General features: G+C 61.8%; 23 protein-coding genes and 1 pseudogene. 11 read left to right on the top strand and 13 right to left on the bottom strand.

The genetic code is table 11. The features are described from left to right. Window positions 1-11: 11 nt before the first annotated feature. A complete protein-coding gene (locus HG549_RS12455) occupies window positions 12-965 on the bottom strand; it encodes an ABC transporter substrate-binding protein (protein WP_170029781.1) in 954 nt (317 codons plus the stop codon). A 297-nt stretch (window positions 966-1,262) separates the two neighbouring features. Here HG549_RS12455 and HG549_RS12450 point away from each other — a divergent pair, with 297 nt between their 5' ends. Together HG549_RS12450 and HG549_RS12445 are read left to right on the top strand one after the other, a co-directional pair. Next, on the top strand, window positions 1,263-1,871 hold the full coding sequence (locus tag HG549_RS12450; protein WP_170029780.1) for a cysteine dioxygenase: 609 nt from the start codon (window positions 1,263-1,265) through the stop codon (window positions 1,869-1,871). Further along, the gene (locus tag HG549_RS12445) at window positions 1,868-3,451 is read left to right on the top strand and encodes a rhodanese-related sulfurtransferase (protein ID WP_170029779.1); all 1,584 of its coding nucleotides are present in this window, start codon (window positions 1,868-1,870) and stop codon (window positions 3,449-3,451) included. Before HG549_RS12450 ends, HG549_RS12445 begins: the two co-directional genes overlap by 4 nt. A gap of 343 nt (window positions 3,452-3,794) precedes the next feature. Here HG549_RS12445 and arfB read toward each other — a convergent pair whose 3' ends face one another. Beyond that, on the bottom strand, window positions 3,795-4,208 hold the full coding sequence (arfB, locus tag HG549_RS12440) for an alternative ribosome rescue aminoacyl-tRNA hydrolase ArfB (protein WP_170029778.1): 414 nt from the start codon (window positions 4,206-4,208) through the stop codon (window positions 3,795-3,797). 406 nt (window positions 4,209-4,614) lie between these two features. Between arfB and HG549_RS12435 the strand changes: the two genes are divergently transcribed. The 3 genes from HG549_RS12435 (at window position 4,615) to HG549_RS12425 (ending at window position 8,885) form a co-directional block, all read left to right on the top strand. Beyond that, a complete protein-coding gene (locus tag HG549_RS12435) occupies window positions 4,615-5,472 on the top strand; it encodes an SDR family oxidoreductase (protein WP_170029777.1) in 858 nt (285 codons plus the stop codon). Window positions 5,473-5,902: 430 nt separating this feature from the next. Continuing rightward, window positions 5,903-7,657 carry a glycoside hydrolase family 15 protein gene (locus tag HG549_RS12430; protein ID WP_170034168.1) on the top strand — a complete coding sequence of 585 codons (1,755 nt, stop codon included), beginning with the start codon at window positions 5,903-5,905 and terminating at the stop codon, window positions 7,655-7,657. A 220-nt stretch (window positions 7,658-7,877) separates the two neighbouring features. Next, on the top strand, window positions 7,878-8,885 hold the full coding sequence (locus HG549_RS12425; RefSeq protein WP_170029776.1) for a zinc-binding alcohol dehydrogenase family protein: 1,008 nt from the start codon (window positions 7,878-7,880) through the stop codon (window positions 8,883-8,885). Window positions 8,886-8,955: 70 nt separating this feature from the next. Here HG549_RS12425 and HG549_RS12420 read toward each other — a convergent pair whose 3' ends face one another. Further along, window positions 8,956-9,870 carry a LysR family transcriptional regulator gene (locus HG549_RS12420; protein WP_170034166.1) on the bottom strand — a complete coding sequence of 305 codons (915 nt, stop codon included), beginning with the start codon at window positions 9,868-9,870 and terminating at the stop codon, window positions 8,956-8,958. A 473-nt stretch (window positions 9,871-10,343) separates the two neighbouring features. Between HG549_RS12420 and HG549_RS12415 the strand changes: the two genes are divergently transcribed. Then, window positions 10,344-11,912, top strand: coding sequence for a phospholipase D family protein (locus HG549_RS12415; RefSeq protein ID WP_170029775.1), 1,569 nt, complete (start codon window positions 10,344-10,346; stop codon window positions 11,910-11,912). A 312-nt stretch (window positions 11,913-12,224) separates the two neighbouring features. Here the strand turns inward: HG549_RS12415 and HG549_RS12410 are convergent, their stop codons facing one another. The 4 genes and pseudogenes from HG549_RS12410 to HG549_RS12395 form a co-directional block, all read right to left on the bottom strand. Further along, window positions 12,225-12,785 (bottom strand): hypothetical protein, encoded by a 561-nt coding sequence (locus HG549_RS12410; protein ID WP_170029774.1) that lies wholly within the window; start codon window positions 12,783-12,785, stop codon window positions 12,225-12,227. Between the two features lie 108 nt (window positions 12,786-12,893). Next, window positions 12,894-13,396: pseudogene (locus tag HG549_RS12405) on the bottom strand (Lrp/AsnC family transcriptional regulator). Then, window positions 13,302-13,790, bottom strand: a complete 489-nt coding sequence (locus HG549_RS12400; protein ID WP_170029773.1) for a MaoC family dehydratase — start codon at window positions 13,788-13,790, stop codon at window positions 13,302-13,304. The pseudogene HG549_RS12405 and the gene HG549_RS12400 overlap by 95 nt, the downstream one beginning before the upstream one ends. 47 nt (window positions 13,791-13,837) lie before the next feature. Beyond that, window positions 13,838-14,788, bottom strand: a complete 951-nt coding sequence (locus tag HG549_RS12395; protein WP_170029772.1) for a GlxA family transcriptional regulator — start codon at window positions 14,786-14,788, stop codon at window positions 13,838-13,840. Between the two features lie 108 nt (window positions 14,789-14,896). Here HG549_RS12395 and HG549_RS12390 point away from each other — a divergent pair, with 108 nt between their 5' ends. Together HG549_RS12390 and HG549_RS12385 are read left to right on the top strand one after the other, a co-directional pair. Next, entirely contained in the window at window positions 14,897-15,694 is a 798-nt protein-coding gene (locus HG549_RS12390) for an SDR family oxidoreductase (RefSeq protein WP_170029771.1), read from the top strand. Window positions 15,695-15,716: 22 nt separating this feature from the next. Next, window positions 15,717-16,481 (top strand): SDR family oxidoreductase, encoded by a 765-nt coding sequence (locus tag HG549_RS12385; protein WP_170029770.1) that lies wholly within the window; start codon window positions 15,717-15,719, stop codon window positions 16,479-16,481. 41 nt (window positions 16,482-16,522) lie between these two features. On the opposite strand, the gene HG549_RS12380 is transcribed toward HG549_RS12385, so the two are convergent. From HG549_RS12380 to HG549_RS12355, 6 genes are all read right to left on the bottom strand, one after another. Continuing rightward, window positions 16,523-17,899 carry an LLM class flavin-dependent oxidoreductase gene (locus HG549_RS12380; protein WP_170029769.1) on the bottom strand — a complete coding sequence of 459 codons (1,377 nt, stop codon included), beginning with the start codon at window positions 17,897-17,899 and terminating at the stop codon, window positions 16,523-16,525. Between the two features lie 95 nt (window positions 17,900-17,994). Continuing rightward, the gene (locus tag HG549_RS12375) at window positions 17,995-18,417 is read right to left on the bottom strand and encodes a DUF6691 family protein (RefSeq protein ID WP_170029768.1); all 423 of its coding nucleotides are present in this window, start codon (window positions 18,415-18,417) and stop codon (window positions 17,995-17,997) included. A gap of 1 nt (window position 18,418) precedes the next feature. After that, complete coding sequence (locus HG549_RS12370; RefSeq protein WP_170029767.1) at window positions 18,419-18,856, bottom strand: YeeE/YedE family protein; 438 nt, start codon at window positions 18,854-18,856, stop codon at window positions 18,419-18,421. 34 nt (window positions 18,857-18,890) lie between these two features. Then, window positions 18,891-19,511 carry a dTMP kinase gene (locus tag HG549_RS12365; protein WP_170029766.1) on the bottom strand — a complete coding sequence of 207 codons (621 nt, stop codon included), beginning with the start codon at window positions 19,509-19,511 and terminating at the stop codon, window positions 18,891-18,893. A 117-nt stretch (window positions 19,512-19,628) separates the two neighbouring features. Continuing rightward, window positions 19,629-21,218, bottom strand: coding sequence for a diguanylate cyclase (locus HG549_RS12360; RefSeq protein ID WP_170029765.1), 1,590 nt, complete (start codon window positions 21,216-21,218; stop codon window positions 19,629-19,631). Between the two features lie 147 nt (window positions 21,219-21,365). Next, window positions 21,366-23,009 (bottom strand): acetolactate synthase large subunit, encoded by a 1,644-nt coding sequence (locus tag HG549_RS12355; RefSeq protein ID WP_170029764.1) that lies wholly within the window; start codon window positions 23,007-23,009, stop codon window positions 21,366-21,368. A gap of 185 nt (window positions 23,010-23,194) precedes the next feature. On the opposite strand from HG549_RS12355, the gene HG549_RS12350 reads away from it, so the two are divergent. The 3 genes from HG549_RS12350 to HG549_RS12340 all read left to right on the top strand — a co-directional run bounded on the left by HG549_RS12350 (window position 23,195) and on the right by HG549_RS12340 (window position 26,423). Next, complete coding sequence (locus tag HG549_RS12350; protein ID WP_170029763.1) at window positions 23,195-24,076, top strand: LysR family transcriptional regulator; 882 nt, start codon at window positions 23,195-23,197, stop codon at window positions 24,074-24,076. A gap of 127 nt (window positions 24,077-24,203) precedes the next feature. Beyond that, window positions 24,204-25,388 carry an MFS transporter gene (locus HG549_RS12345; protein ID WP_170029762.1) on the top strand — a complete coding sequence of 395 codons (1,185 nt, stop codon included), beginning with the start codon at window positions 24,204-24,206 and terminating at the stop codon, window positions 25,386-25,388. Between the two features lie 69 nt (window positions 25,389-25,457). Continuing rightward, the gene (locus HG549_RS12340; RefSeq protein ID WP_170029761.1) at window positions 25,458-26,423 is read left to right on the top strand and encodes an endonuclease; all 966 of its coding nucleotides are present in this window, start codon (window positions 25,458-25,460) and stop codon (window positions 26,421-26,423) included. Window positions 26,424-26,465 lie beyond the last annotated feature (42 nt).

Raw genomic sequence — 26,465 nt, 5'->3', positions numbered from 1 at the left:
GGGAAATCCTTTCAATGGCTGCTGGAATCGGCCGCCTGGAAGGCCGCGCCAAACGAGTTGTCGAACAGGTCCGCCGCTGGGTAGGCCTTGATCAGGCCAAGCCCGGCGAAGAAGTCCACGGTCTTCTGCGCGTCGACGATCACCTGTGGGTTCAAGGGCGCCAGGTCGGTGCGTGCGCGGGCGAACCAGGCACGGGCGATGTCGCGGTCGGCGCGAGTGCGCTGGGCCCAGGCATCGGCGTAGGCTTCGGTATTGGCGGGGTTGTCGAGGGCCCAGTCGCGGGCCTTTTTCAGGCGTTGCAGGAAGTCGGCGATCTGGGCGCGCTTGTTCTCCACGGCCTTGCTGTTGGCCACCACGAAACTTTGCGCCGGGATCACCCCTTCGGCGGTGGCCAGCACCCGGGCGCCCTGGCGCTCCTGCTGGGTGACATAAGGCTCCCAGGTGGCAATCACGTCCACCGCACCGCCATCCAGGGCGTGGGAAGCATCCAGGGCACTGAGGTAGCGCAGCTCAAGGTCATCGCGAGGCACACCCGCCTTGTCCAGGGCGCTGAACAGCAGTTGCTGGCTCCACGAGCCTTTCCAGATCGCCGCCCGCTTGCCACGCAGGTCCTGCAGGCTGTGGATCGCCGAATCCTTGCGCGCCAGGATGGCCACGCCCTGGAGGTTCTGGCGGCTGACCGCGATCACCTTGATCGGCGCGCCCAGGGCACCGAGGAATAGCGGCGGCGCATCACCGAGCAGGCCGATGTCGAGGCTGCCGACGTTGAGTGCCTCGGCCACCGGTGAACCCGCGGTGAACTGCTTCCACTCCAGGGTATAGGGCAGGTTGTCGAGCACGCCGGCCGCTTCCATCACCGCACGGGCATTGTAGCTTTGGTCACCGACTACCAGGCTCTGGGCGGCGGCGGCAAGGCTGAAGGTGGTGGCCAACAGCGTGGCGGCCAGATGTTTGATGTAGCGCACGTTCGTCTCCTGATACCCGCCCGGGGTATGTGAGGCGATCCGCGCGTGCGGTCTCGTCCAAGGTTTATTTATAGCCCTACGGCATTAATTCAGCGTTTTTTATAATCTAAAGCGTGTTGGTCCGCCTGTGAAATGCACATTAGGCATAACCTCATGCTTTCGACTGGCACCATTTCAAAACAGAACAGCGCCTAAGTAAATGCGTTTTTTGCATATTAGCTTATTATCATTTTGCATTTTGAGAATAGAAAAGAGGTTTGCTAGGGTTACTTCAAACCCGAAAGCCGAGCCTGACCCATGACCCAGAACCTGCGCCCGGAGCGCTTGCGCCATTTCATCGACCGCTTCGCCGCGTTGCTCGACCAGCAACCTGACGAAGCCACCCTGCTCGACCATGGCCAGCAACTGCTGGCCGAACTGGTCGCCGAGGACGACTGGTTGCCGGGCGAGCTTGCCCAACCCGATCCGCAGCGCTACCAGCAGTACCTGTTGCATTGCGACTCGCGGCAACGCTTTTCAGTGGTGAGCTTCGTCTGGGGCCCTGGGCAACAGACCCCCATCCACGACCACCGGGTCTGGGGCCTGATTGGCATGCTGCGCGGCGCCGAGCTCGCCCAGGGCTTCGCCCGCGACGCGCAGGGCGCGCTGCGGCCCGAGGGCGCGGCGGTGCGCCTGGCGCCCGGCCAGGTGGAAGCGGTGTCGCCGCGTATCGGCGACATTCATCAAGTCAGCAATGCCTTCAGCGACCAGGTTTCGATCAGCATCCACGTCTACGGCGGCAACATCGGCGCGGTCAAGCGCGCCGTATACGCCGTGGACGGCAGCGAGAAACCGTTCATTTCCGGCTACTCCAATACCCACCTGCCCAACATCTGGGACCTGTCCAGAGAGAACCCCGCCCGATGAGCACCGTCACCACCCGTCACTACCACGACATCCGCCACGCCCTGCTGGCCCGGGAGGAACTGGCACTGATCGACGTGCGCGAAGAAGACCCGTTCGCCCAGGACCACCCACTCTTCGCCGCCAACATTCCGCTGTCGAAACTGGAGCTGGAGGTGCTCGCCCGGGTGCCACGGGCAGACACCGCCATCACCGTCTACGACAATGGCGAAGGCCTCGCTGCCGTGGCCGCGCAACGCCTGTTGGCGTTGGGCTACAGCGACGTGGCCGTACTCGAAGGCGGCGTTGCCGGCTGGCGCGCCGCCGGTGGCGAGCTGTTCCGCGACGTCAACGTGCCAAGCAAGGCCTTTGGCGAACTGGTAGAGAGCGTGCGCCACACGCCGTCGCTGGCCGCCGAGCAGGTGCAGGCGCTGCTGGATGAAAAGGCTGACGTGGTAGTGCTGGATGCCCGCCGTTTCGACGAATACCAGACCATGAGCATCCCGGGCGGCATCAGCGTGCCCGGTGCCGAACTGGTGCTGCGCGTGGCCGAACTGGCGCCGGACCCGAACACCCAGGTGATCGTCAACTGTGCCGGGCGTACCCGCAGCATCATCGGTACCCAGTCACTGGTCAACGCCGGCATCCCCAACCCGGTGGCAGCCCTGCGCAACGGCACCATCGGCTGGACCCTGGCCGGCCAGCAACTGGCCCACGGTCAGCAGCGGCGCTTCAGCGAAGTCAGCGCCGGCACCCGTGCCAATGCCGCGCGCCAGGCCCGAACAGTGGCCGACCGTGCCGGGGTCCTGCGCCTGGACCGCGCCGGGCTGGCGCAATGGCAGGCCGAAGCCGGCCGCACCACGTATCTGTTCGACGTGCGCACGCCCGAGGAATACAGCACCGCGCACCTGCCAGGCAGCCGTTCGGTACCGGGTGGTCAGCTGGTGCAGGAAACCGACCATGTGGCAAGCGTGTGCGGGGCGCGCATCGTGCTGGTGGATGACGACGGTGTACGCGCCAACATGAGCGCCTCGTGGCTGGCACAGATGGGCTGGCAAGTGGCGGTGCTCGATGGCCTGGTCGCGGCGGACTTCAGCGCGACTGGCGAATGGCAGCCAGTGCTGCCGGAATTACCCGCAGTCAGCGCGGTGAGTGTCGAACAACTGGCCAGCTGGCTGCAGGAGGACGGCACCGTGCTGCTCGACTTCACCACCAGCGCCAACTACGTCAAGCGCCATATCCCCGGTGCCCACTGGGCAATCCGCGCCCAGTTGGGGCAAGTGCTGGAACGCCTGCCCCTGGCCAGCCGCTTCGTGCTGACCTGTGGCAGCAGCCTGCTGGCGCGCTTTGCCGCGCGCGATCTGCAGGCCCTGACGCGTACCCCGGTGTACGTGCTCGAAGGTGGCACCGCACGCTGGATCGCGGCCGGGCTACCGCTGGAAACCGGCGAAACGCGGCTTGCCGTTCCACGCAGCGATCGCTACCGGCGCCCTTACGAGGGCACGGACAATCCCCGTGAGGCGATGCAGGGGTATCTGGATTGGGAGTTTGGGCTGATTGCCCAACTCGAGCGTGACGGCACCCATGGGTTCAAGGTGCTGTGAGCCTGGACAAGTGTTCACCTTGGGGGATGTAGCGCCTGTGAGACCGAGCGCCGCCCGCGCGGCGCATCGCGGATGAATCCGCTCATTTGTTGCAACGTGCCGAACCTGTTACGCCATGGTTGCCTGCATTGGCGCATGTCTCAAGGCATGTGAAGCGGCATCAATGCCCATCCAAAAATCCCGTCATGCCAACAAGGCTGACAACCATGGCCTCACAGGCATGGCCACGTTGCAAACAAATGTAGGAGCGGATTTATCCGCGATGCGCCGCGCGGGCGGCGCTCGGTCTCATAGGCAACGAAGAACTTCAGGCAAAAGTTGCTTCACATGAAGTCGATGCGGATTAGAAATCCACCTTCCCCCGCCCCGCCTTGACCGTGCTGCGCCTGGCTTTCCCCTCGAGGCGGCGGGTCTTCGAGCCGAGGGTCGGTTTGGTGGGGCGGCGTTTCTTCTCGGTCTTGCCGGCAGCGATGATCAACTCGGCAAGACGCGCCAATGCGTCGGCCCGGTTCTGCTCCTGGGTGCGGTACTGCTGCGCCTTGATGATCAACACGCCGTCGCCAGTGATGCGACTGTCACGCAGCGCCAGCAGCCGCTCCTTGTAGAACTCGGGCAAGGATGAGGCCGGGATGTCGAAGCGCAGGTGCACGGCGCTGGACACCTTGTTGACATTCTGCCCACCCGCGCCTTGCGCGCGAATGTAGCTCAGTTCGATTTCGGCATCTGGCAGATGTACGTTATTGGAGATGATCAGCATGGCATGGCCCCTGGGAATCGCCCCCATTATCGCCGCCTTCGTCGCTGTCCCATAGAACAACACAAGATTCTTTGAATCAGCATGGCGATGGCAGCGCTCGCCTGGCGCTGACGCCTGACCCCGCGCGGATACGCTGATGGCGGCAGCGACAGGAATGTACGACGTGCCTGCAGTCTCGTAAGGCGAAGCTTGTTGTACCATGCTGAACATCCAGGGTTATGAGAATTGGCCTCCGAGCTACGGGATGAGTTTGGACCTGAGTGCGGTAGAACAGGCGATAGGGCGTGGAATTCAGTTGGAATGATGTCCCGCACCGCTCGTCGTACCAACTGCAGATTGAAACCAACACGCCGGGGCCAGGCCTCTCGAACCGGTATGAATGTTCTCAACTGCAGGAGCTTCTACCATGCGAGACTTCCCTACCCCGCCGTTTCCTTCTCAGCCTCAGAGTGTTCCTGGCTCACAGCGCAAGATGGAGCCCCACCCGGATTGTGGTGAGCAGTCGTACACCGGCCACAATCGCCTCGAAGGCAAGATTGCACTGATTACCGGAGCAGACAGCGGCATCGGACGGGCAGTAGCGATTGCCTATGCCCGTGAAGGTGCCGACGTCGCCATCGCTTATCTGAATGAACATGAAGACGCGCAAGAAACCGCACGCTGGGTCGAAGCCGCAGGCCGTCAATGCCTGCTTTTACCCGGAGACCTGGCGCAGAAACAGCACTGCTACGACATCGTCGAAAAGACAGTGAGCCAGTTCGGGCGAATCGACATCCTGGTCAACAACGCGGCGTTTCAGATGGCCCATGAGTCCCTGGAGGAGATTGACGATGATGAATGGGTGAAGACCTTCGATACCAATATCACCGCCATCTTCCGTATCTGCCAGGCGGCACTGCCTTCCATGCCCAAGGGCAGTTCGATCATCAATACGAGCTCGGTCAATTCCGACGATCCGTCCCCCAGCCTGCTGGCCTATGCCGCGACCAAAGGGGCCATTGCCAACTTCACTGCTGGCCTGGCTCAGCTGCTTGGCAAGAAAGGCATTCGGGTCAACAGCGTCGCGCCAGGCCCTATCTGGACGCCTTTGATTCCGGCAACCATGCCGGACGAGGCCGTCAGGAACTTTGGCTCCAGCTATCCGATGGGGCGACCGGGGCAGCCGGTCGAAGTCGCGCCGATCTACGTGCTGCTGGGCTCCGACGAGGCCAGTTACATCAGTGGCTCACGTTACGCAGTGACTGGCGGCAAACCGATCCTTTAGCGACGATCCTTGGCGAAAGGCTCGCCGTGCTGGCGAGCCTTTCGCTTTTGCATGGCAGTATCAGCGTTTGTGCTGAACGTGATCACGGGCCGTTTTCTGCGCTGTCGAATCATGGGCTGTACCCGTGGATCCATCCGGACGATGGGCATCGTTGTCTCGTTCCTCTTCCCCATGCGGCTTCGTCTGCGCGCCTGCCTTCTGCCTATCACTCTCTTTCTTCATCTTGCGCTCCGAATTTCAGCCTTTGAACAAGGGAAGCCCAAGCGCGGACAAAGTTCATTTTCCTCTATTTGCGCAGCGCTCACACAAGGCGAACCAGACGCCGGATAGCCGTGTCGGAATCAGAACAGGTGATATCGAAGGCACACCGATGGAAAGAGAACCGGTAGAGGCTCAACAGGGTGCACCTCAGCGAGATGAGGGTGGATGGTTGCCCCTGGAGCAGTATGGTGCGCTCGGCGATGGGCGCTCTGTGGCACTGACTGGTCTGGACGGTTCCATCGACTGGTGGTGTGTGCCGCACATGGACTCACCCCCCCTGTTCGACAAGCTGCTGGCTCCCCAAACAGGAGGCTACTTTTCCATTACCCCCAACCAGCCGTTCGTTGCTGAGCGGCGCTACCTGCCAGGCAGCAACGTCCTCGAGACACTCTTCACGACCGACGACGGTCGTGCGCGGCTGACCGAGTCCTTGAACAGTGGCCCTGCCGGGCGTTTGCCCTGGGCCGAACTTGCCAGGCGCATCGAAGGTATCGAGGGTAGGGTCGACTTCGAGATCGCCATCGACTTCGGAACCCAAGCCGACACGGTAAGCCCCTACGTGGCGCCGAATGACAATGCCTGCGTTTTTCATGCGGGCCGAATACTCGGCATGTTCCTGCACGACCATCATGTGCACATCCAACGCAAGGACGACATGGGCGTCCGTGCTGTACTTCACCTTGCTGCGGGGCAACGCTCGGTGGTCGCAATCATCGCGGGGCGTGATGAGCCGCTGGTGGTACCGCCATTGGCCTTGATCGATGAACGCATCGACGGCTCGCATCGGGAGTGGTGCCAATGGTCAAGGGGGCTGCTCTACGACGGCCCGTATCAGGCCCAGGTCATCCGAAATGCGCTGGCCCTCAAACTGCTGCTGTCCTCTCCGAGTGGTTCGATCATGGCGGCAGCGACCTCGTCCCTTCCCGAACGGATTGGCGGCGGCAAGAACTACGACTACCGCTTCGCCTGGATACGCGATGCCGGCTACACCATCGAAGCGTTTCTGGGCATCGGCGCTCAGCCAGAAGCCAAGGCTGCTTTTACCTGGCTATTGCGCCGGCTGGATGAACATGGGCCGCGGGTGTTCTATACCCTCGACGGTGCAATCGGTGATTGCCTGCGCCCGGTCGCTCTGCCTGGCTACAAGAACTCGCCACCCGTTGTCGGCAACGACGCCCGCGACCAACTTCAACACGGGGTGTTCGGTGACATCTTCGAAACAGCGCGCTGCTTCATCGACAGCGGCAACATTCTCGATGCCCCGAGCGCCATGCTCCTCTCAGGCCTTGCCGACCAGTGCGCCGACGGTTGGCGCCAGCAGGACGCCGGTATCTGGGAATTGCCGGAAAAGCAGCACTACACGATGTCCAAGATCAGTTGCTGGCAAGCATTGAGCCGAGCCATCGAACTGGCAGATGGAGGCCATCTTCCCACCACCTGCCGGGAACGCTGGGATCGCGAGCGGCAGCGTATCCAGGAATGGATTGAGGTGCACTGCTGGAATGAGGAACGCCAGGCCTATGTTTTCCATCCAGACAGCGAGCGGCTGGATGCCTCGCTGGCATTGGCCGTCAGGTTCGGCTACCCCAGCAAGAAACGTCTACGCAGCACGCTGGACGCCCTCGACCATGATCTCAAAGCCGGCGCTTTCCACTATCGCTACACCGATGCACAGGGAGAGGAAGGTTGCTTCCTGGCCTGCACATTCTGGTTGATCGAAGCCTGGGCCATTCTGGGTGACCAGGATCGCGCGGTGGTCGCCTATTCAGACGCTTTGAAAGGGCTAGCACACGGGGTAGGCATCTACTCGGAGATGGTCGATCCGCAGACGGGGCAGTATCTGGGCAACCTTCCGCAGGGCTTGACTCACCTGGCGGCCCTAAGAGCTGCGATGGCCATCGGTGGCTACCATCCCGAAAGGTGATAACGCACGCGGCTGGCGACATGATCAACTGGATGCCGCCTCACATATCCCCAGCAGCACAGCGAGCCCGAACCAGAGGCCTGGACGCTGCGAATCAACGAGGGCGCCAGCATTCAGATTTTCAACAAAACGCGGAAAGTCTTCCGGCAATCGCCTTGTTTTTCAGAAAACGCCCAACGGCTAGCCTGTCACCACTTCTCACCTGCAAGGACACCTCCGAATGAAAGCCATCGTCTACGACACCCCAGGCCTTCCGATTGAAGATCCGCAGTCGCTGTTCGAGCACGAACTGCCCAAGCCGACACCGGGCGCCAGGGATCTGCTGGTCGAAGTCAAGGCCATCGCGGTGAACCCGGTCGACACCAAGGTCAGAGCCAGCCGTGGCGGCGACCGCCCTCAAGTGTTGGGTTGGGATGCAGTCGGTATCGTTCGCGAAGTCGGTGCCGCGGTATCGTTGTTCCAGCCTGGCGACGAAGTGTTCTATGCCGGCGCCATCGACCGCCCCGGTACCTACAGCGAATTCCACCTGGTCGACGAGCGCATCGTCGGGCACAAGCCGCGTACGCTGGACAACGCCAGCGCCGCCGCCTTGCCGCTGACCTCCATCACCGCCTGGGAGCTGCTATTCGACCGCCTGGGTGTCCAGGAAAATGGCGGTGCCGGTCAGAGCCTGCTGATCATCGGCGCCAGCGGCGGTGTCGGCTCGATCCTGCTGCAGCTCGCCCGCAAGCTCACCCAGTTGCAGGTGATCGGCAGCGCTTCGCGACCTGAAACCCGGGCATGGGTCACTGAGCTCGGCGCGCATCACGTCATCGATCATTCGGCAGCCATTGCCCCGCAACTGCAGCAACTCGGGCTGCACGCGGTAGATTACGTGATAAGCCTGACCCACACCGACAGTTATCTCACGCAGATCGTCGAAGTACTGCGCCCGCAGGGCAAGCTCGCACTGATCGACGACCCAGCGCAGCTGGACGTGGTGCCGTTCAAGCGCAAATCGCTGTCGGTGCACTGGGAGCTCATGTTCACCCGCTCGTTGTACCAGACCGAAGACATGATCAAGCAGCACCAACTGCTGGAGAAGATATCGTCACTGATCGACGACGGGGTTATCCGGACTACCGTTGGCGAACATTTCGGCAGCATCAGTGCCAGCAACCTCAAACGGGCCCACGCGCTGATCGAAAGCGGCAAGGCGAAAGGCAAGATTGTCCTGGAAGGCTTCTGATCATTCATCCACACGAGGACGCACGGACGTATCGAGAGAACGGCATGGCGTGACGGGGCCAGCAGCCCCGTCATCCTCCTCCGCCACCCGCCAGGACCTGCTCGAAACGCTCCGTCAGGAACGCTCTCAGCGCCTGGACAGCCGGCGTGAGCGCTGTTCGGTGAGCGCATACCAGTTGCAAGGGGGCGGGTTGACCGCAATCACCAGGGAACAGCTCGATCAGGCGCCCTGCGCGCAGGTCCGCCAGAACGTCCAGCCTGGATTTGTAGACGATGCCAAACCCTGCCACGCCCCAGCGCCTTACGATGTCGGCGTCGTCGCTGACGCGATCACCGGTCACGGGTATGGTCCTGAGTCCATCGTGCGTATCGAAGCTCCATCGCTCGTAGGTCTGTTCGCCCATTACATAGCGCAGGCAGTTGTGCCTGGCCAGATCTTCAAGAGTGGCTGGCGCGCCATGTCGAGCGATATAGTCGGGTGAAGCGCACACCGTTCGGCGATTGTTCGCAGCCAGCATCAGCGAGACAAGGCTGGAATCTGCAAGCTGCCCGTACCTGATACTCGCATCCAGTTGCTGGCCGACAAGGTCAGCCACCTGATCGCTGACCCGCAGTTGCAGCAGCAGCCTGGGATGCAATTGCTGGAACTCGTCAAGCCAGGGCAGGAGCACATTTCTGCCGATATCCGACGGCATGGACAGGCGCAGGACGCCGGCGATTTCATCGCGCCCTTCGGTCAGGGCGACCTCTCCGTTACCCAGTGCCTCCAGGGCCTGGCGAGCATGGGCCAGGTATCGCTCGCCATCGTCCGATAGGCGCAAACGCCGCGTGGAGCGCACGAACAGCCTGGCGCCCAGGCTGCCTTCCAGGCGCTGGACGGCCCCGCTGGCCAGTGCCGGCGAGATATCCAGCAACCTCGCCGCGGCCGAGAAACTCCCTGCAGACGCTGTGGTGACGAAGACCTGAAGATCATCAACCCGAACTATTTTCTTCACAGTGGACAATTCTTGACCTGGGCGTGAGGGCCCAAGGGTAGCGACATTGCAGAATTCCGCCCAGCCTTCACTTGCAAGAACGCCCAGCCGGGCGACTTTGTACAAGACCCTTGGTGGCGAATGACAGGCCGCAGCAGCCGAGCCTTGAACGTGCCGAGCAATAGCTGACGCTCCCGCTCTTTCCAGACACTTTGCCCTAGCCAACCCCAGCCGATCAGCCAGCACCAGCCCGGCCTGGCTGACTTGCGCCGGGCTGCCCAGTTGGCGCTTGGCGCCCGGTCGTCCGCCACTAGACTGTTGCCCAGCGCCAGCACAGCAATCACCACGGGTTGAACTAAGCTTTTCAAACAACAGCGCAGATCGAAGAACCATTGCACACGGTCGTGACGGCCCAATGCTGGTGGTAAGGGAATGGCCATTCTTCGGAATCCGATACCTTCATCACCATCAGCCGGGTACGCTCCGTGATAACCAACCAGCCCCCGCTTGCCCTCCTGTTGCTCATACTGCTGTCTGGCGGCTGCACGACACCCGAAGTCGCTCTCGAACCGAGCCAGGCCCTGCCGGCGGACGATTCGGCGTTCGGCCGTTCGATCCAGGCCCAGGTTGCGCCCCATCAAGGTCAATCGGGCTTTCGCTTGTTTCCCGATAGTGCCGAGGCTTTCGCCGCCCGCGCCGAACTGATCCGCAACGCGCAAAGCAGCATCGATTTGCAGTACTACATCGTCCACGACGGTTTCACTACACGGATACTGATGCGCGAATTGCTCGCCGCCGCCGATCGCGGCGTCCGTGTGAGAATCTTGCTCGATGACACCGCCAGTGATGACCTGGGGCGCATAATCGCAACCATGGCGGCGCATCAGCACATACAGATCCGTGTGTTCAATCCGCTGCATTTGGGCCGCAGTACCGTGGTGACACGTACACTGGGCCGGTTGTTCAACCTGTCGCAGCAGCACCGGCGTATGCACAATAAACTGTGGCTGGTGGACAACAGCGTGGCCATCGTCGGAGGACGCAATCTGGGCGACGAGTACTTCGATGCCGAGCCCAACAGGAACTTCACCGACATCGACATGCTCAGTGTCGGCCCAGTCGCGCAACAGTTGGGACAGTGCTTTGACCAGTACTGGAACAGTGTCCTGAGCAAGCCCATCGAGCAGTTCACTACGATCAAACCGACGGCCACGGACCTGACCAAACTTAAGGCCCAGCTTGACGAATCGCTCGAGGAAACCCACAAACAGAACCCTGCGCTGTATAGCAAACTGATGAGCTATATCACGCAGCCACGCCTGAACAACTGGCGACGGGGGTTGATTTGGGCCTGGAACAAAGCGATGTGGGATGCACCGAGCAAAGTCCTGTCCAGTGGCGAACCCGCCCCGTACTTATTATTGGCCACCCAGCTGGAACCCGAGCTTAACGGGGTCAACAAGGAGCTGATCCTGGTCTCGGCCTACATGGTGCCCGGCCAACCGGGGGTGCTGTACTTGACCCGCCGTGCCGACGCTGGGGTGTCGATCAGCTTGCTCACCAACTCACTGGAAGCCAACGACGTGCCCGCCACCCAGGGTGCTTACGCGCCTTATCGCAAAACCTTGCTGGAGCACGGTGTGCAGTTGTTCGAATTACGCCGCCAATCGGGTGACCATGACCAGGGAAGGCCGCGCCTCTGGCATAAGGGTTCCGCCAGTAGTTCCGACTCCAGCCTGCACACCAAGGCGATGGTTTTCGACCAGCAGAAAGCGTTTATCGGTTCGTTCAATTTCGACTCACGCTCATTGCTGTGGAACACCGAGGTGGGGGTACTGGTCGATGATCCAGCACTGGCCGGGCAGGTGCGCGGACTGGCCCTCGAAGGCATGGCACCTGCTCTGAGTTATCAAGTCCGGCTGGAAAATGGCCATCTGGTCTGGGTCACCGAAGACAATGGCCAACGCCATACGTTGTCCAAGGAACCGGGGGGCTGGTGGCGACGTTTCAACTCATGGCTCAGCAGCACGATTGGGTTGGAAAAAATGTTGTAGGATGGTTGTGCCCCAAGTCGCTGTTGGCGCTGGGGCATTTAGCTTTCAATGTAAGATGAACATGCAGAAACGGATGAAAGCCCCGCGCATCTTATCAGTGCATTGCTGGTGATAGTGGCTATCGTCCTGATCGCCATCATCCTTGGCTGCCAGGTATCAGTGACACCTCGGAGACAATCAAGAGATCGCGCTCGTCAATTTTCCAATACACCGACCGAGTGTTTGCGCCAGTATCTGCCAAGGAGACGTCGCAAGGACGGCAAGCCTGCGAAACTCGACCCGCTCCAGCGCTACACCCTTGCGCCCCGCAGTTTAGTTAAAAACAATTGACCGAAGCGTTTTCTCCCCGAGCGCCTGGAACTCACTGAGTTTTTCGGCTGTCATGTTAAAGGTCGCAATGACCAGATTTTCATTCGTCATCAGGTATAACTGCATATTCAGAATATTTGCATCAAAACCCTTCGATGTGAACTGTATTATCCATCCCTTACGGCCGTCGACGGTAACCGATGAGGCTTGAGGTTCCAGATTCCTCATCATATTCATTACCGCATCCTTTACTTCATCGATTTGAACCAGTTCAGACTTTTTAAGCTTTGATATACCAAACGATACAGTACCATCTTCGTTGCCGTAAACGACCTGCGGCCTTCGTTCTGATGGGTATTTGAGCGCAACCCAATCTTCAGGCAAAATATTCAACTGCTCCGGAAGCTGAACGGTCAATTGCAGTGAGCGAATAGACTCTGTTTTCATGACCGCGCTCGATGCCAAGATATCGCTCGAGATAGCCCATGCAAACATCACCATTAGCAATTTCGTGCAATTTTTAAAATTTACACCTATCGAAGAAAGGGTCAAATATTTAAACATGGGTCACTCCTGTGAATATCACAACTGATTGAACGGTGCGCCATTACAGCACAGATTGAGCGGCCTGCGTTGACTTCTTCGCGCCGATCGATAAGCTCCTTCCAAACTTCAGGCATCGACGGCGTGCTGCAACCCTCTTCCCTGTGGCAACTCATAAGATTTCTTCACCGTACGCATTACCAAGGTAGAGGTATACGTACGAATGGGAATATCCCGGTACGTATCGAGAAACCGGTAGATAGAGTTGGTGTACTCGGTGGCATCTCGAAACTCGGCCACCATGACGAAATCGAACTCGCCGGTCATCAGGTAACAGTCCTGAATCTCCGGGTGGCTGGCCAGGATGTGCAGCATCTTGCGGTCGATGTCGTTGCTAACGCGGTCCAGATTGACCAGAAAAAGGCAGTCACTTGAATGCCCAGCTCGTCCAGTATCGCGATCTTGGCCTTGATGATGCCCTCGCTCTCCAGGCGCCTGATCCGCCGATAGCAACTGGTGGAGGACAGTCCGACGCTGTCACTGATCAGCTCCAGATTCTGGCAGCAATTTTGGTTCGCGGCGAAACACCAGCACCCGGGCCACGCTGCGCTGGCACACGGCGCCGTCCTGATTGCAGGTTTCGCTTTCCAGCACCGCCATGCCCCGCTCAGGCCGGGACTTGGAGCTGATCAGTTCCTTTACCGTCGTCGTGACGCGTAAGCTGTCGCCCGGACGCACGGCCCGCGGCCAGCTGATCTCGCTGCCGGCACCGATCAGCCCGCCAGCCAGCGGAACGCTTGCCACCAGCAAGCGCATGGTCACCGCCGCCGTGTGCCACCCGCTGGCGGCAAGGCCATTGAAGAAACTCGCCTGCGCTGCCTCGGCATCGGTATGGAACGGTTGCGGGTCGAACTCGGAGGCGAACTGCAAAATGCCCTCGGTGGTCATTTCATAGGACTCGCTGGCGAAGGATGCACCTACCGCAAGGTCTTCGAAATACAGCTTGTTCTGCTCGACAGCAGCCATGTGCACGCTCCTGGTTCGGTGTTGAAGGGCCTTTGGCGCCCTGTTGTTCATGCAGAAACTACCCGCCTGGCATCCCTGCGCACTGCTTGCGGCGGCACGCCGAAGCCGCGCAGGAAGACCTCGCGCATGTGACGGCGGTCCCTGAAGCCGGTCTCCCTGGCAACCACGTCAAGGCTGTGCCGGCTCTGCTCGATCAGCAACCGCGCCGCCTCCAGGCGCAGGCTTTCCACGGCCTTGGCCGGTGATTGCCCGGTTTCGGCGGTGAATACCCGGGTGAACTGACGCGGGCTCAGATGCACGACCCCAGCCAGCTCCTCGACGCTCAACGAACGGTGCAGATGCTTGCGCGCATAATCCAGCGCGGCCTGGATACGGTCCGACCGGGGCGACAGCGCAAGCAGCTCGGAATGCTGCGATTGCCCGCCTGAACGGCGTTGGTGCATGACCAGCTTGTGCGCTACCGACCTGGCCACGTCAGCGCCAAGGTCCTTTTCCACCATGCCCAGCGCCATGTCCAGGGCCGCTGTCATGCCGGCAGAGGTCCAGACCGGCCCATCGACGATGAAGATGCGGTCTTCCTCTACCTCGACCTGCGGGTACATTTCGCGCAGCTTTTTCGCATAGGCCCAGTGCGTCGTCGCTCGACGCCCCTGCAGCACACCCGCATGGGCCAGGACGAAGCTGCCGGTACACAGGCCGGCAGTGCGCCGGGCGCCTTCGACAAAGCCACGCACGCTGGCCAGCACAGCCTCATCAGGTGCCGTCAAGGGCGTCAAGGTGCCAGTGACCATCCAGGTGTCGGCCAGGCCCGGAGCGCCCAAAGGTAGCGTGTCGATATGCATGCCCAGGGAAGAGCGCACGGTGCCGCCCTGGATGGAAAAGTTCTGAATCCTGTAGACCGCTTCGCCGGTGACGATATTGGCAAACTCGAACACGGCCTGGGTCGCCAGGGACATGATCTGGAAGCCTTCGGTCATCAGATAGCCGACCCGGTGCATCGCTGAACTCCTGCTGCAATGTCTCGAAAGCGTACCATATACGTCGTTTGAGACAAGCCTGGCCCTTGTCATCATGGCTCCACCGCAACCCACCACTGGAGCATGACCATGACGCAGCAATTCAAAGGCACCGCGCTGATCACCGGCGCTTCCACCGGAATCGGCGCGATCTACGCAGAACGCCTGGCCCGCCGGGGCTACGACCTGATACTGGTGGCGCGCAACCGGGAGCGCCTGAACGACCTGGCCAGCCGGCTTACCACGGCAACCCGACGGAATGTAGAAGTGTTTCCGGCAGACCTGGCCAATGCCCAGGACCTGGCCAAGGTGGAACGCAAGCTGCGCGAGGACGCCAGTATCAGCCTGCTGCTGAACAACGCCGGCATCGGCACTCATACCAGCCTGCTGGAAAGTGATGTCGAGCGCATGGCCGAAATGATCACCCTCAACGTCACCGCCCTGACCCGCCTGACCTATGCAGCAGTCCCGGGCTTTGTCGCTCGCCAGCACGGCGCGGTGATCAACATCTCGTCGGTGGTGAGCCTCGCCCCCGAGCGGCTCAATGGCGTGTATGGCGGCAGCAAGGCCTATGTCACCGCTTTCAGCCATTCCCTGCACAGGGAACTTGCCGACCAAGGCATCCAGATCCAGGCGGTACTGCCCGGCGCCACCGCGACCGACTTCTGGCAGATCGGCGGCTTGCCGGTCGAGAACCTCGACCCCGCCATCGTGATGTCGGCCGAGGACCTGGTGGACGGTGCCCTGCAGGATTTCGACGCCGGCAAGCTGATCTCCATTCCCTCGCTGCATGACCTCGAGGCGTTCGAGCGCTACGAAGCCAGCCGCCAGGCCCTGTTCAGCCAGTTGTCCAGCAACCGCCTGGCCCCGCGTTACGCCGCCAATTGATCGCCAAGACAGGAAACCACCCATGAAACTCAGCGCCAACACCATCTTCATCACTGGCGGCACCTCGGGCATTGGTCGCGCCCTGGCCGAAGCCTTCCATCAGCGTGGCAACCAGGTGATCGTGGCGGGCCGCCGCCAAGCACTGCTGGACGAGATCGCCAAGGCCAACCCCGGTATCGATACCGTGCGGCTCGATATCAACGACCCGCAGCAGATCAAGGAGGTCGCCCAGGAGGTCATCCGGCGCCACCCTTCGCTGAACGTGATCATCAATAACGCCGGTATCATGCCGTTCGACAACCCGGCATCGGGTGACTACGACGACGCCCAGGCGGTGAGCCTGTTGCAGACCAATCTGCTCGGCCCGGTACGTGTCAGCGCCGCCTTCGTCGAACACCTGAAACGCCAGCCGGACGCCTACATCATCAACAACAGCTCGGTGCTGGCCTACTTGCCGCTGGCGGCCACCGCACTGTATTCGGCAACCAAGGCTGCGCTGCACTCCTATTCCCTGTCGCAGCGTTTCACCCTTCGTGACACCAGCGTGAAAGTGCTGGAAATTGCACCGCCATGGGTCGATACCGACCTGGTTCACAAAAGCGGTGATGAACGCGCCATGCCGCTCGATGCTTTCATTGAAGAAACCCTGGTCAAGCTCGAGACCGCGACAACCGAGGTGCTGGTGGACCGGGTCGTCGCGCTGCGCGCCAACCAGGGGATCAACGAGCACGCGCTGATCAACCAGTTCAACCAGGCGCTGGTCGACAACCCGATTCCCGTTGCCTGAGCAGGCCCCGTTGGCCAAACGCCCTCTTTGCCGCCAGGTCATCACCAGGCCGAGCGGAATGACGCGCCATAGGCGCTCGGCGGCAACCGGCTGGCACCATCCGCTCTCAAGCGGGAGCGGAAGGTCCCGGTCTGCGGTTGGCTCCGGTAAAGCCCACGCTTCTGCAGCTCCGGTACGACCAACTCGACAAAATCTTCCAGCGTGCCGGGGCTGGTCAACGGGTTGAGCATGTAGCCACTGGTACCCGAAATGCGCGCATGTTCCTCGATGCGATCGGCCACCTGCTGCGGCGTGCCCACCAGAATCAGGTCGGTGCCCCGCGTGACGTTGGCAAAGCGCTTCCTGACGTCCCCTGCGGTCAACGGCCTGCCGCTGCCATCCGGGCGCATCATGTAGGAAGTCAGGCCTTCGGTGTGGTTCGACAGTGCATCACTGTCGGCATAGCGGCTCAGGTCGAAGCCAGTGTCGCCGGCATAACTGACCAGCTGGGCCTCCAGGTGGTAGTTGCTTTGCAACTGATCGTACTTGCGCTGCGCCTCGATCTCGGTTTTGCCGGTGACGATCCGCAGCACCGTCAACGACTGCACATCGCCCCGGCTGCGGCCACGTGCCTCGGCCATGGCCCAGATTTGTTCCAGGCCCTGGCGAATTTCGTGGGGGTCGGACTTGGCGATGAATATCAGCTCGGCATGTTTGGCGGCGAACTCGCGGCCCCTGCCCGACCAGCCGGCCTGGATCAACAGGGGCGTGCGCTGTGGTGACGGCGCACAGAGGTGTGGCCCGGCCACCCGATAATGCGCGCCAACATGCTCGACAGGCTTGACCCGGTCACCCTGGGCATACACCTGGCGTGCCTTGTCGGCGACCACCGCATCATCCGCCCAGCTGCCTTCCCACAGCTTGTACACCACATCCATGAATTCTTCGGCCCGCTCGTAGCGGTCGCCATGGCGGATCATCTGTTCCAGGCCAAAATTACGCGCCGCGCTGGAAAGATACGACGTGACGATGTTCCAGCCGATCCTGCCATGGGTCATGTGGTCCAGCGTGCTGAACCGCCGGGCGTGGCTGAACGGATGCTCGTAGGTCGTGGTAACGGTGGCGCCGAAGGCCAAGTGTCGAGTGATCGCAGCCAGCCCTGGAATGATCATCAACGGATCGTTGGCAGGCGCCTCGACGGCCCATTTCAGCGCCGCCTGCGCATTGCCCCCGAACACATCGTAGAAACCCAGAACGTCGGCGAAGAACAACATGTCGAGGTTGGCCTGGTCGGCAATACGGGCCTGGTTGGACCAGAACTCGAAGGTATTGGCCGCCAGGCGTTCGTCAGCCGGGTGGGTCCAGAGACTCGGAGCACCACCGCACCCAACACTGGCCTGTTCGTAGAGCGCAAACAATAGGGGTTTCGGTTCGGACATCGACGGTTACTCAGTAGACAATAGGTTTATAAATAGTAAATAGAAATATAAAACCTAACTGAACTACCAATTTGGAATATACATGTGCCGCCGAGCTATACCGTACCCCCACCCTTGTGCAACCACTGGAACACAACCATGCCGCCTAGCATTGATGCCACGAACAGCCAGGCTTGCCAGTACCCTGCCGGCAGCAGCACCAACGCTGGCCCCGGGCACATGCCGGCAAGGCCCCAACCTATGCCGAACACCAGGCTGCCGCCGACAAGGCGACGATCCACGTCACGTCGGTCAGGCAGCTGCATCGGCCCACCCAGCAATGCCGTCGAATGCCCGCGCGCCCAGCGCATCGGCAACCATGCAGCAGCAATAGCGCCGATCATCACCAGCGCCAGCGAAGGGTCCCACTGCCCGGCGATGTCGAGGAAAGCAAGGACCTTGGCCGGGTTGGCCATCCCGGCCAGCAGCAACCCTGCGCCGAACAGCAGCCCGGCGATAAACCCACTGAGAGCACGCATGTCAGGCCCCTTGTACGAGGTGTCGGACGACATACACCGTGGCAAAACCGCTGGCCATGAAGCACAGCGTTGCCACGGCTGACCGGGGAGACAGCCGCGACAGGCCACAGACACCATGGCCGCTGGTACAACCACTGCCGTAGCGCGTGCCAAGCCCGACCAGCAGCCCGGCAACCACCAGTGTCCCGGCTGCTGCAGTGAATCGGGGGACAGGCACGCTGGCAAACACCCCCCACAGCAGCGGTGCCGCCAGCAACCCCAGAATAAAGGCCAGTTTCTCCCGGCGCCCTTGCCCGGCTGGCTGCAACAACGAACCGAGCAAACCGCTGATCCCGGCGATACGGCCGTTCAGCACCGCGAACAGCCCTGCGCCGAGCCCGATCAACACACCACCGGCCAGCGCGGACCATGGCGTGAACGCCAGCGAATCAATTGCCATCGTATTTCTCCTGCAACAGGAATGGGGGCCAGGTTCAGGCGCGACTGTCGACGCAGGCGCTGATCTCGGTCACGATCTGCAGCGTTGCCTGCTCAATCGGCCCTTCATTACGGCACAGTACCCAGCCATGCTCCACAACCGCACGCTCGAACGCCTCGGTACAAGCCACCTGCTCGTCCAGGCTATGCATCACCGTACTGCCCAACCCGCGCGTTCGTGCCGCCGCCCTTGCCCAGGAGGTAACAGCGGCGGTGACAACCCCGACGTGCAAATCCGGCACTTGCACTTTTCGGGCGATGTTCAGTCGCAGGATCTCGTCGAACGGCACTGTGCGGCGGAATGCGGCATCCGACGGGTACCAGCGGTCAATCAGGATGATGCTGCCGGGTGGTTGCGCCGGCAACACCTGCCGGGAAATCCAGGCACGGCTTTCGGCGAGACGCTCGCACACGCGCAACTCCAGATCCCGGCAGGGGTGCCTGGCCAGATGATTGACCAGGGCCATGGTTTCCCTGCGGCAGGGGTCGCTGTTCTTTTCGCTGAGCCGAATAACTTTATGGTTGGCGGCCCTCAAGGCTTTGGTAACGGCCTCAAGAAGCGTGGTCTTGCCGGTGCCCTTGGGCCCATCGATGGAAACAAGAAACGGGCGGGTCATTGCTCGATACCAGTTGGTCTGCGGCGCAGGATGAGACCATTGATCGTGGCCTGGCTTCAAGGCTTGCGTGACAGCAAGCAGGGCGCGGCTCGAAAACGCCATCAGCCAGGCCGAAGCTCAGGCGGGCTGCTCGCCGGCCAGCGGCCAATCGGCGCTGACCACACGGTTGCGCCCTGTTGCCTTGGCTTTGTACAAGCGCTCGTCAGCGCATTTGAGGATAGCGGCGGAGGTCTGTTCTGCACAGCTGCGACAGGCAACCCCGATGGAAATCGTCATGGTTCCGACCTTGTCCAGCGGGCTGGTCGCGATCGTCGTGCGGATGCGTTCGGCAATCTCGGTCGCCATTTGCAGGCCAGTATCCGGCAACAGCAGGCAGAACTCTTCTCCCCCGGCGCGGCAAGCCAGGTCGCCTGCGCGGGAACAGGACTGGATGATGCCCGCGATATGCTGCAGGGCGACATCTCCCACATCGTGCCCCCAGGTATCGTTCACCCGCTTGAAGTGGTCGATATCCAGCGCCAGCGCGCAGTACGGCTGCGCCTGCGCGTCGAGGATAGCCAGCGCAGCATTCATGCCCCGGCGGTTGACCAGGCCGGTCAGCGGGTCACTTTCTGCAGCATGGTTCAGGCTACTGATCTTCTGGTCCAGCGACTGGATTCCCGACACCAGTGCGCTGCGAATCGCCGCGGCCTCGGCATACCACGCGTTCATTGCATGCAATTCCCGGCTGGCGGCCAGCTCGGGTACATGTTGCGCGCTGTTGGCCAACTGGCGCAGCGGACGCGTAACCCAGGTGGACACCACCAGCATCAGTGCCAGCCCGAGCAGGCTCACCGGAAGCAACTTGAACAACATGTCATGCATCAGGTTACGCAACGGATGCAACGCGTTGTCTCGCGGTTGCTGGGTGACCACTGCCCAGTGCGCGCCCTTGACCTCGGCATACCCGGCCAACATCGGGATACCCCGGTAGTCTGTCGCCTCCAGCTCTCCCTCTTCCCCGCCGCGCAAGGCGGCATGAGCCGTGGCGCTGGTGCTCAGTACCGCCCCCAGCCTGGTTGCATCCGGGTGGTAGAGGATCTGCAGGTTTTCATCGACGACGAAGGCAAATGCATCAGCCAGTTGATGCCCACCCAGCAGGTTGCTCATGACCCCGCCCTCACGCAGGTTGACCACCCCGCCAATCAAGCCGAGCACGTTGCCTGCGCCGTCGCGTACCGGGTTGGAGATGAGCACACTGAAATGGCCCGCTGGGGAAATGAACGCCTGGCTGACCAACGGGCGCCCCGCGCTTGCCGCTCGCCTGACGGCGTTGGCGAGTTTCACGGCTTTGTCGAAGTCCAGCTGCGGGTAACCGTCAAGGATGTTCCCCGAAACATCGGCCGTGAGCACGATCTGCAGCTCGGAATCCTGCACCTGCAGGCGTTTCACTTCGGCCTGTACCAGGGCACGGTCGGTAAAACCCGAGCCGATCAGCTGGCTGCTGTATTGCAGGCGCTCGTGCACCGAGTGGATGAACTGATCGATGCCCGACGCCACCTTGTAGGCGTAGGCCTTATGGGACTCCAGCGCCGAACGGATCAGCGCGTCCCGCAACACCCCATGGGCCACAACCAGGCACGTGGCCAAGGTGACCAGGACACTGGCTGACAACAGCACCAGCATCAGGCCGCGAATGCCAATGAACCGCGCGCTCTTTCGCTCCATGAAACCGGCTCCCCCTGCCCCCTTCAGAGCGTAGAAGACTCCGGTATCGGCGCAAGGGCAGAAGCACAACCTCGTGTAGGAGCGGCCCATCGCGACACAAGGCCGCTCCTGCAACAAGGGCCTGCATTGGCGCAGGCCGGTCAGGCGTTACACCGCCAGCGCGCGCTCACGCAGCTCGCTGTTGAGGATGCGGTCGTTCTCGCTGTAATCGACCGGGCAGTCGATCACGTGCACGCCCGGGGTCTTGATGCAGTGCTCGAGCAGCGGCAGCAGACCGTCGGCGCTTTCCACGCGGTGGCCGTTGGCACCGTAGGCTTCGGCATATTTGACGAAGTCCGGGTTGCCGTAGTCCAGGCCGAAATCGGTGAAGCCCATGTTGGCCTGCTTCCAGCGGATCATGCCGTAGCCGTCGTCACGCAGGATCACCACGGTGATGTGCATGCCCAGGCGTACTGCCGTTTCCAGCTCCTGGCTGTTCATCATGAAGCCGCCGTCGCCGCATACCGAAATCACCGGGCGGTCCGGGTGCACCAGGTGCGCCGCCATCGCCGATGGCAGGCCGGCGCCCATGGTCGCCAGGGCGTTGTCCAGCAGCACGGTGTTGGGCTTGTGCGCCTTGTAGTTGCGGGCGAACCAGATCTTGTAGATACCGTTGTCCAGGGCCACGATGCCTTCGGACGGCAGCACGCGACGGATGTCGGCGACCAGGCGCTGCGGGTAGACCGGGAAGCGGCTATCGTCGGCGCCTTCGGCGATCTGGGCTTCGTTGGCTTCACGGATGGCCATCAGGCGGGTGAAGTCCCAGTGCGAGGTGTCGCTCAGCGCTTCGCCGATCTGCCAGACGGCGTTGGCGATGTCACCGATCACTTCCACCTGCGGGAAGTACACGGCATCCACTTCAGCGGAGCGGAAGTTGATGTGGATGACCTCGGTGCCGCCACGGACCATGAAGAACGGCGGCTTCTCGATCACGTCGTGGCCGATGTTGACGATCAGGTCGGCTGCTTCGATCGCGCGGTGGACGAAGTCACCGGACGACAGCGCAGCGTTGCCGAGGAAGCGCGGGTGGCGCTCGTCGACCACACCTTTACCCATCTGCGTGGTGATGAACGGGATGCCGGTGTTGTCGATCAGCTGCTTGAGGACCTTAGCGGTCATCTTGCGGTTGGCGCCAGCACCGATCACCAGGATCGGGCTACGCGCGTTCTGCAGCTTCTGCACGGCAGCCTCGATGGCCACGTGCTCGGCCAGCGGGCGGCGGTGCAGGCTTGGCGGGATCGGCAGTGCGTCGGTCTGCTCGGCGGCGATGTCTTCCGGCAGTTCCAGGTGGACCGCACCCGGCTTTTCTTCTTCAGCCAGGCGGAAGGCTTCGCGCATGCGCGCCGGGATGTTGTCGGCCGAGGCGAACTGGTGGGTGTACTTGGTGATGGGGTCCATCATGCCGCACACGTCGATGATCTGGAAACGGCCCTGCTTGGACTTCTTGATCGGCTTCTGGCCGGTGATCATCATCATCGGCATGCCGCCCAGGTAGGCGTAGGCGCTGGCGGTAACCAGGTTGGTCGCGCCGGGGCCGAGGGTGGACAGGCTGACGCCGGTCTTGCCGGTCAGGCGACCGTAGGTGGCAGCCATGAAACCTGCGGACTGCTCGTGACGGGTAAGTACCAGTTTGATCTTCGACTTGCGCAGGGATTCCAGCAAGTCGAGGTTTTCCTCACCTGGAATGCCGAATACATACTCGACACCTTCGTTTTCCAGGCATTGCACAACGACATCGGCGGCCTTGGCCATTTAGGGTACTACCTCAAAATCTTCGTGGGATTGCAGATTTATCAAGCTGCGTGACTGAGATGTTGCAGGATGTCTCAGTGGCGCGCATCGTAGGCCCTCCGGTTAATAATAATAAATATATTGTTATGATGCCTGACATCACAGTTCGTTATGAATGCAACTCCTCTGATTGGTAGTCCCCCACAATGAATCTCAAGGCATTGCGTTGCTGCGTCGAAATCGTGCGCCAGGGCAGCTTCACCAAGGCCGCGCAGCACCTGCACATCGCCCAGCCGGCGCTGAGCATGGCCGTTACCCGCCTGGAAGAGGAACTGGGCGTGACCCTGTTCAACCGCACTACCCGCAAAGTCATCCTCACCGCCGAGGGCGAGCGGTTCCTGCCACGGATTGCCTCGGCCCTGCGCGAAATGGACGTGGCCCGGCAGGAGCTGCGCGACATGGCCGACCTCAAGCGCGGCGAAGTACGCCTGGGTATCCCGCCGATGTTCGGCCTGCACTATGTACCCGGTTTGATGAACGCCTTCCGCCGGTTGTACCCGGGCATTGCCATGACCGTGTTCGAAGGCAGCGCCGAGGACATTGGCCAGCGCCTCGAACAGCGGGAAATCGACCTCGCGCTGCTGGAGTCCAGGCGCGTGCCGCCCGACAAGGAATCGATCCTGCTGGGCAGCGACGAGATGCTGGCGTGCATGCACCCCGATCACCCTTATGCCGGCAAGGCCTTCCTCACTGCCGAAGACCTGCGCAATACCGACATGGTGGTGTTCGACCGCACCTTCGTGCAGCGTCACCTGCTCGACGCGTTCTTCGCCGAACACGGCATCACCTACCAGGTGGCACTGCAGAGCAACTTCGTCTCGCTGGTGGTGCAGGCGGCACTGGACAACATGGGTGTGGCCACCCTGCTGCGCTCGGTGCAGCAGCGCACGCCAGGCATCGTCGGCGTGCCGTTCCGGCCAGCGCAGCTGATGAGCTTCCGCTTGTGCTGGCGCTCGGGGGAATACCTGTCGCTGGCCAGCAAGCGGTTCATCGACTTTGCCGCGCAAACCCATTACCTCGAGCGCTGAGGCCGGCCCGGCCCGGCCATTGCGCGGCACAAGCCAGTGGCAAGCCGCGCATTTCATCGACGTTGCCGCCCTGAATTGACTATGATCCCCGACTTGAACGTTTCAGCATGTTTCAACAAGGATTCAGATGTCAGTTCAGGAATTAGCGCCTCTCCCACATAAAAGTACCGTCGCGAAAATGGAAGCCTCCATGGCGCTGGGCAGCTTTGCCATCGGCACCGGCGAGTTCGCCATCATGGGCCTGATGCCGGACATCGCCAGCAACCTGCAGCTGAGCGAGCCCCAGGTAGGCCACGCTATCAGCGCCTATGCATTGGGGGTGGTGGTCGGCGCCCCGACGCTGGCCATTCTCGGCGCCCGGCTACTGCGCAAGCACATGCTGCTGTTATTGATGGCGCTGTACGCCCTCGGCAACCTGGCGACCGCCTTCGCTCCCTCGTTCGGCGGCCTGGTCGCTTTCCGCTTCATCAGTGGCCTGCCCCATGGCGCCTACTTCGGTATCGCCGCAGTGGTGGCCTCGAGCATGGTGGCAAACAACCAGCGGGCCGGGGCGGTGGCGCGGGTGATGCTGGGCCTGACGTTGGCCATGCTGCTCGGCAACCCGGTCGCCACGTTGCTGGGCCAGTATTTCGGTTGGCGTTCGGCATTCGTGCTGGTGGGTGGTATCGCCCTGTGCACCTTGGCACTGGTCTGGCGCTTCGTGCCCCAGCGCCACGATGAAGTGCGCAGCGACCCGCGCAAGGAATTGCAAGCGTTTGCCCTGCCGCAGGTGTGGATGGCCCTGGCGATCGCCGCAATCGGCTTTGCCGGTATGTTCTGCGTATTCAGCTACCTGGCGCCGACCATGTTGCAGGTGACCCAGGTGTCGGCGCAGTGGATTCCGTTCGGCCTGGCTGCGTTCGGCGTGGGTGGCATCGTCGGCAACCTGGCTGGCGGCAAGCTGTTCGACCGCCTGCAGTTCCGCGCCGTGGGGCTGGTGCTGATGTGGTCGATGGCCGTGCTGCTGTTCTTCACCTTCGCTGCCCAGGCACTGTGGAGCCTGCTACTGGGCATTGGCCTGGTCGGGACCATGATTGCCCTGGCGGCACCGCTGCAGATCCGCCTGATGGACATCGCTCATGAAGCGCCGAGCCTGGCGGCAGCGTCGAACCATGCGGCGTTCAACCTGGCCAATGCGCTTGGGCCATGGTTGGGTGGCATGGCGATCAGCGCCGGCCTGGGCTGGACCAGCACCGGATACATCGGCGCAGCGACTGCGTTGGTCGGCCTGCTGATCTACCTGGCGGCGCGGCGGATGAAGGGCGGGCATTGAGTTCAGCGGGCTGGCCAGCGTCGCCGAAACCTTTACAATGCCGGCCCGTCTCTGAAATATGCTCTTCCCATGAAATCATTGCTTTACGCCATTACCTTACTGTTTTCCTTCAACCTCCCTGCCCTGGCCAGTCCGCCAGCGACCTTCACCGAAGCCAAGGTAGTGGCCAAGCAGAAGGTGTACATGGACCAGGCCAGCAGTGCCATGGGCGACCTGTACTGCGGCTGCAAGTGGACCTGGGTCGGCAAGTCCGGCGGGCGTATCGATACCGCCTCGTGCGGCTACCAGACGCGCAAGCAGCAAAACCGCGCCGAGCGCACCGAGTGGGAGCACATCGTGCCCGCCTACACCTTCGGCAACCAGCGCCAGTGCTGGAAAAACGGCGGCCGCGAGCACTGTGTGGACGACGACCCGGTGTTCCGCGCCATGGAAGCCGACCTGTTCAACCTGTACCCGGCGGTGGGCGAGGTCAACGGTGACCGCAGCAACTTCAACTACGCCATGGTCAATGGCAATGCCGGGCAATACGGGCAGTGCAGCACCAAGGTCGACTTCGTGCAGCGTGCTGCCGAACCGCGGGACGAAGTGAAGGGCCTGGTGGCGCGCACCACGTTCTACATGTACGACCGCTACAAGCTGAACATGTCGCGCCAGCAGCAACAGGTGCTGATGGCCTGGGACAGGCAGTACCCGGTATCGGCCTGGGAAAAAGAGCGTGACCGCCGTATTGCAGCGATCATGGGGCACGCCAACCCGTTCGTGACCGGGGAGCGCAAATGGACAGCCGACTACAAGCCGGTGGGTAGCGGCGTGGTGCAAGCGGTAACGGCCAAGCCCGCCAAGGCCGAAGCCAAGCCGAGCCTGGCCAGCGGCGGGTCGCTGGGGCCAGTGCTTGGCAACCGCAACAGCCACGTTTATCACCTGGCCAACGGCTGCCCGGGGTACGCCCAGGTTACGGCGAAGAACCAGGTCACGTTCGCTACCGAGGGTGAAGCACAGGCGGCGGGTTATCGCAAGGCGGGCAATTGCCGGTAAGCACCTGCGCTGCTCGCTGCAACCAGGGGCTGCTCCAGCTCC

The sequence above is a fragment of the Pseudomonas sp. SK genome (assembly GCF_012975065.1).
GTDB classification, from domain to species: Bacteria; Pseudomonadota; Gammaproteobacteria; order Pseudomonadales; family Pseudomonadaceae; genus Aquipseudomonas; species Aquipseudomonas anuradhapurensis.
Note: the sequence above shows the minus strand (reverse complement) of the source record. Positions and strands in the feature narration are given on the sequence as shown.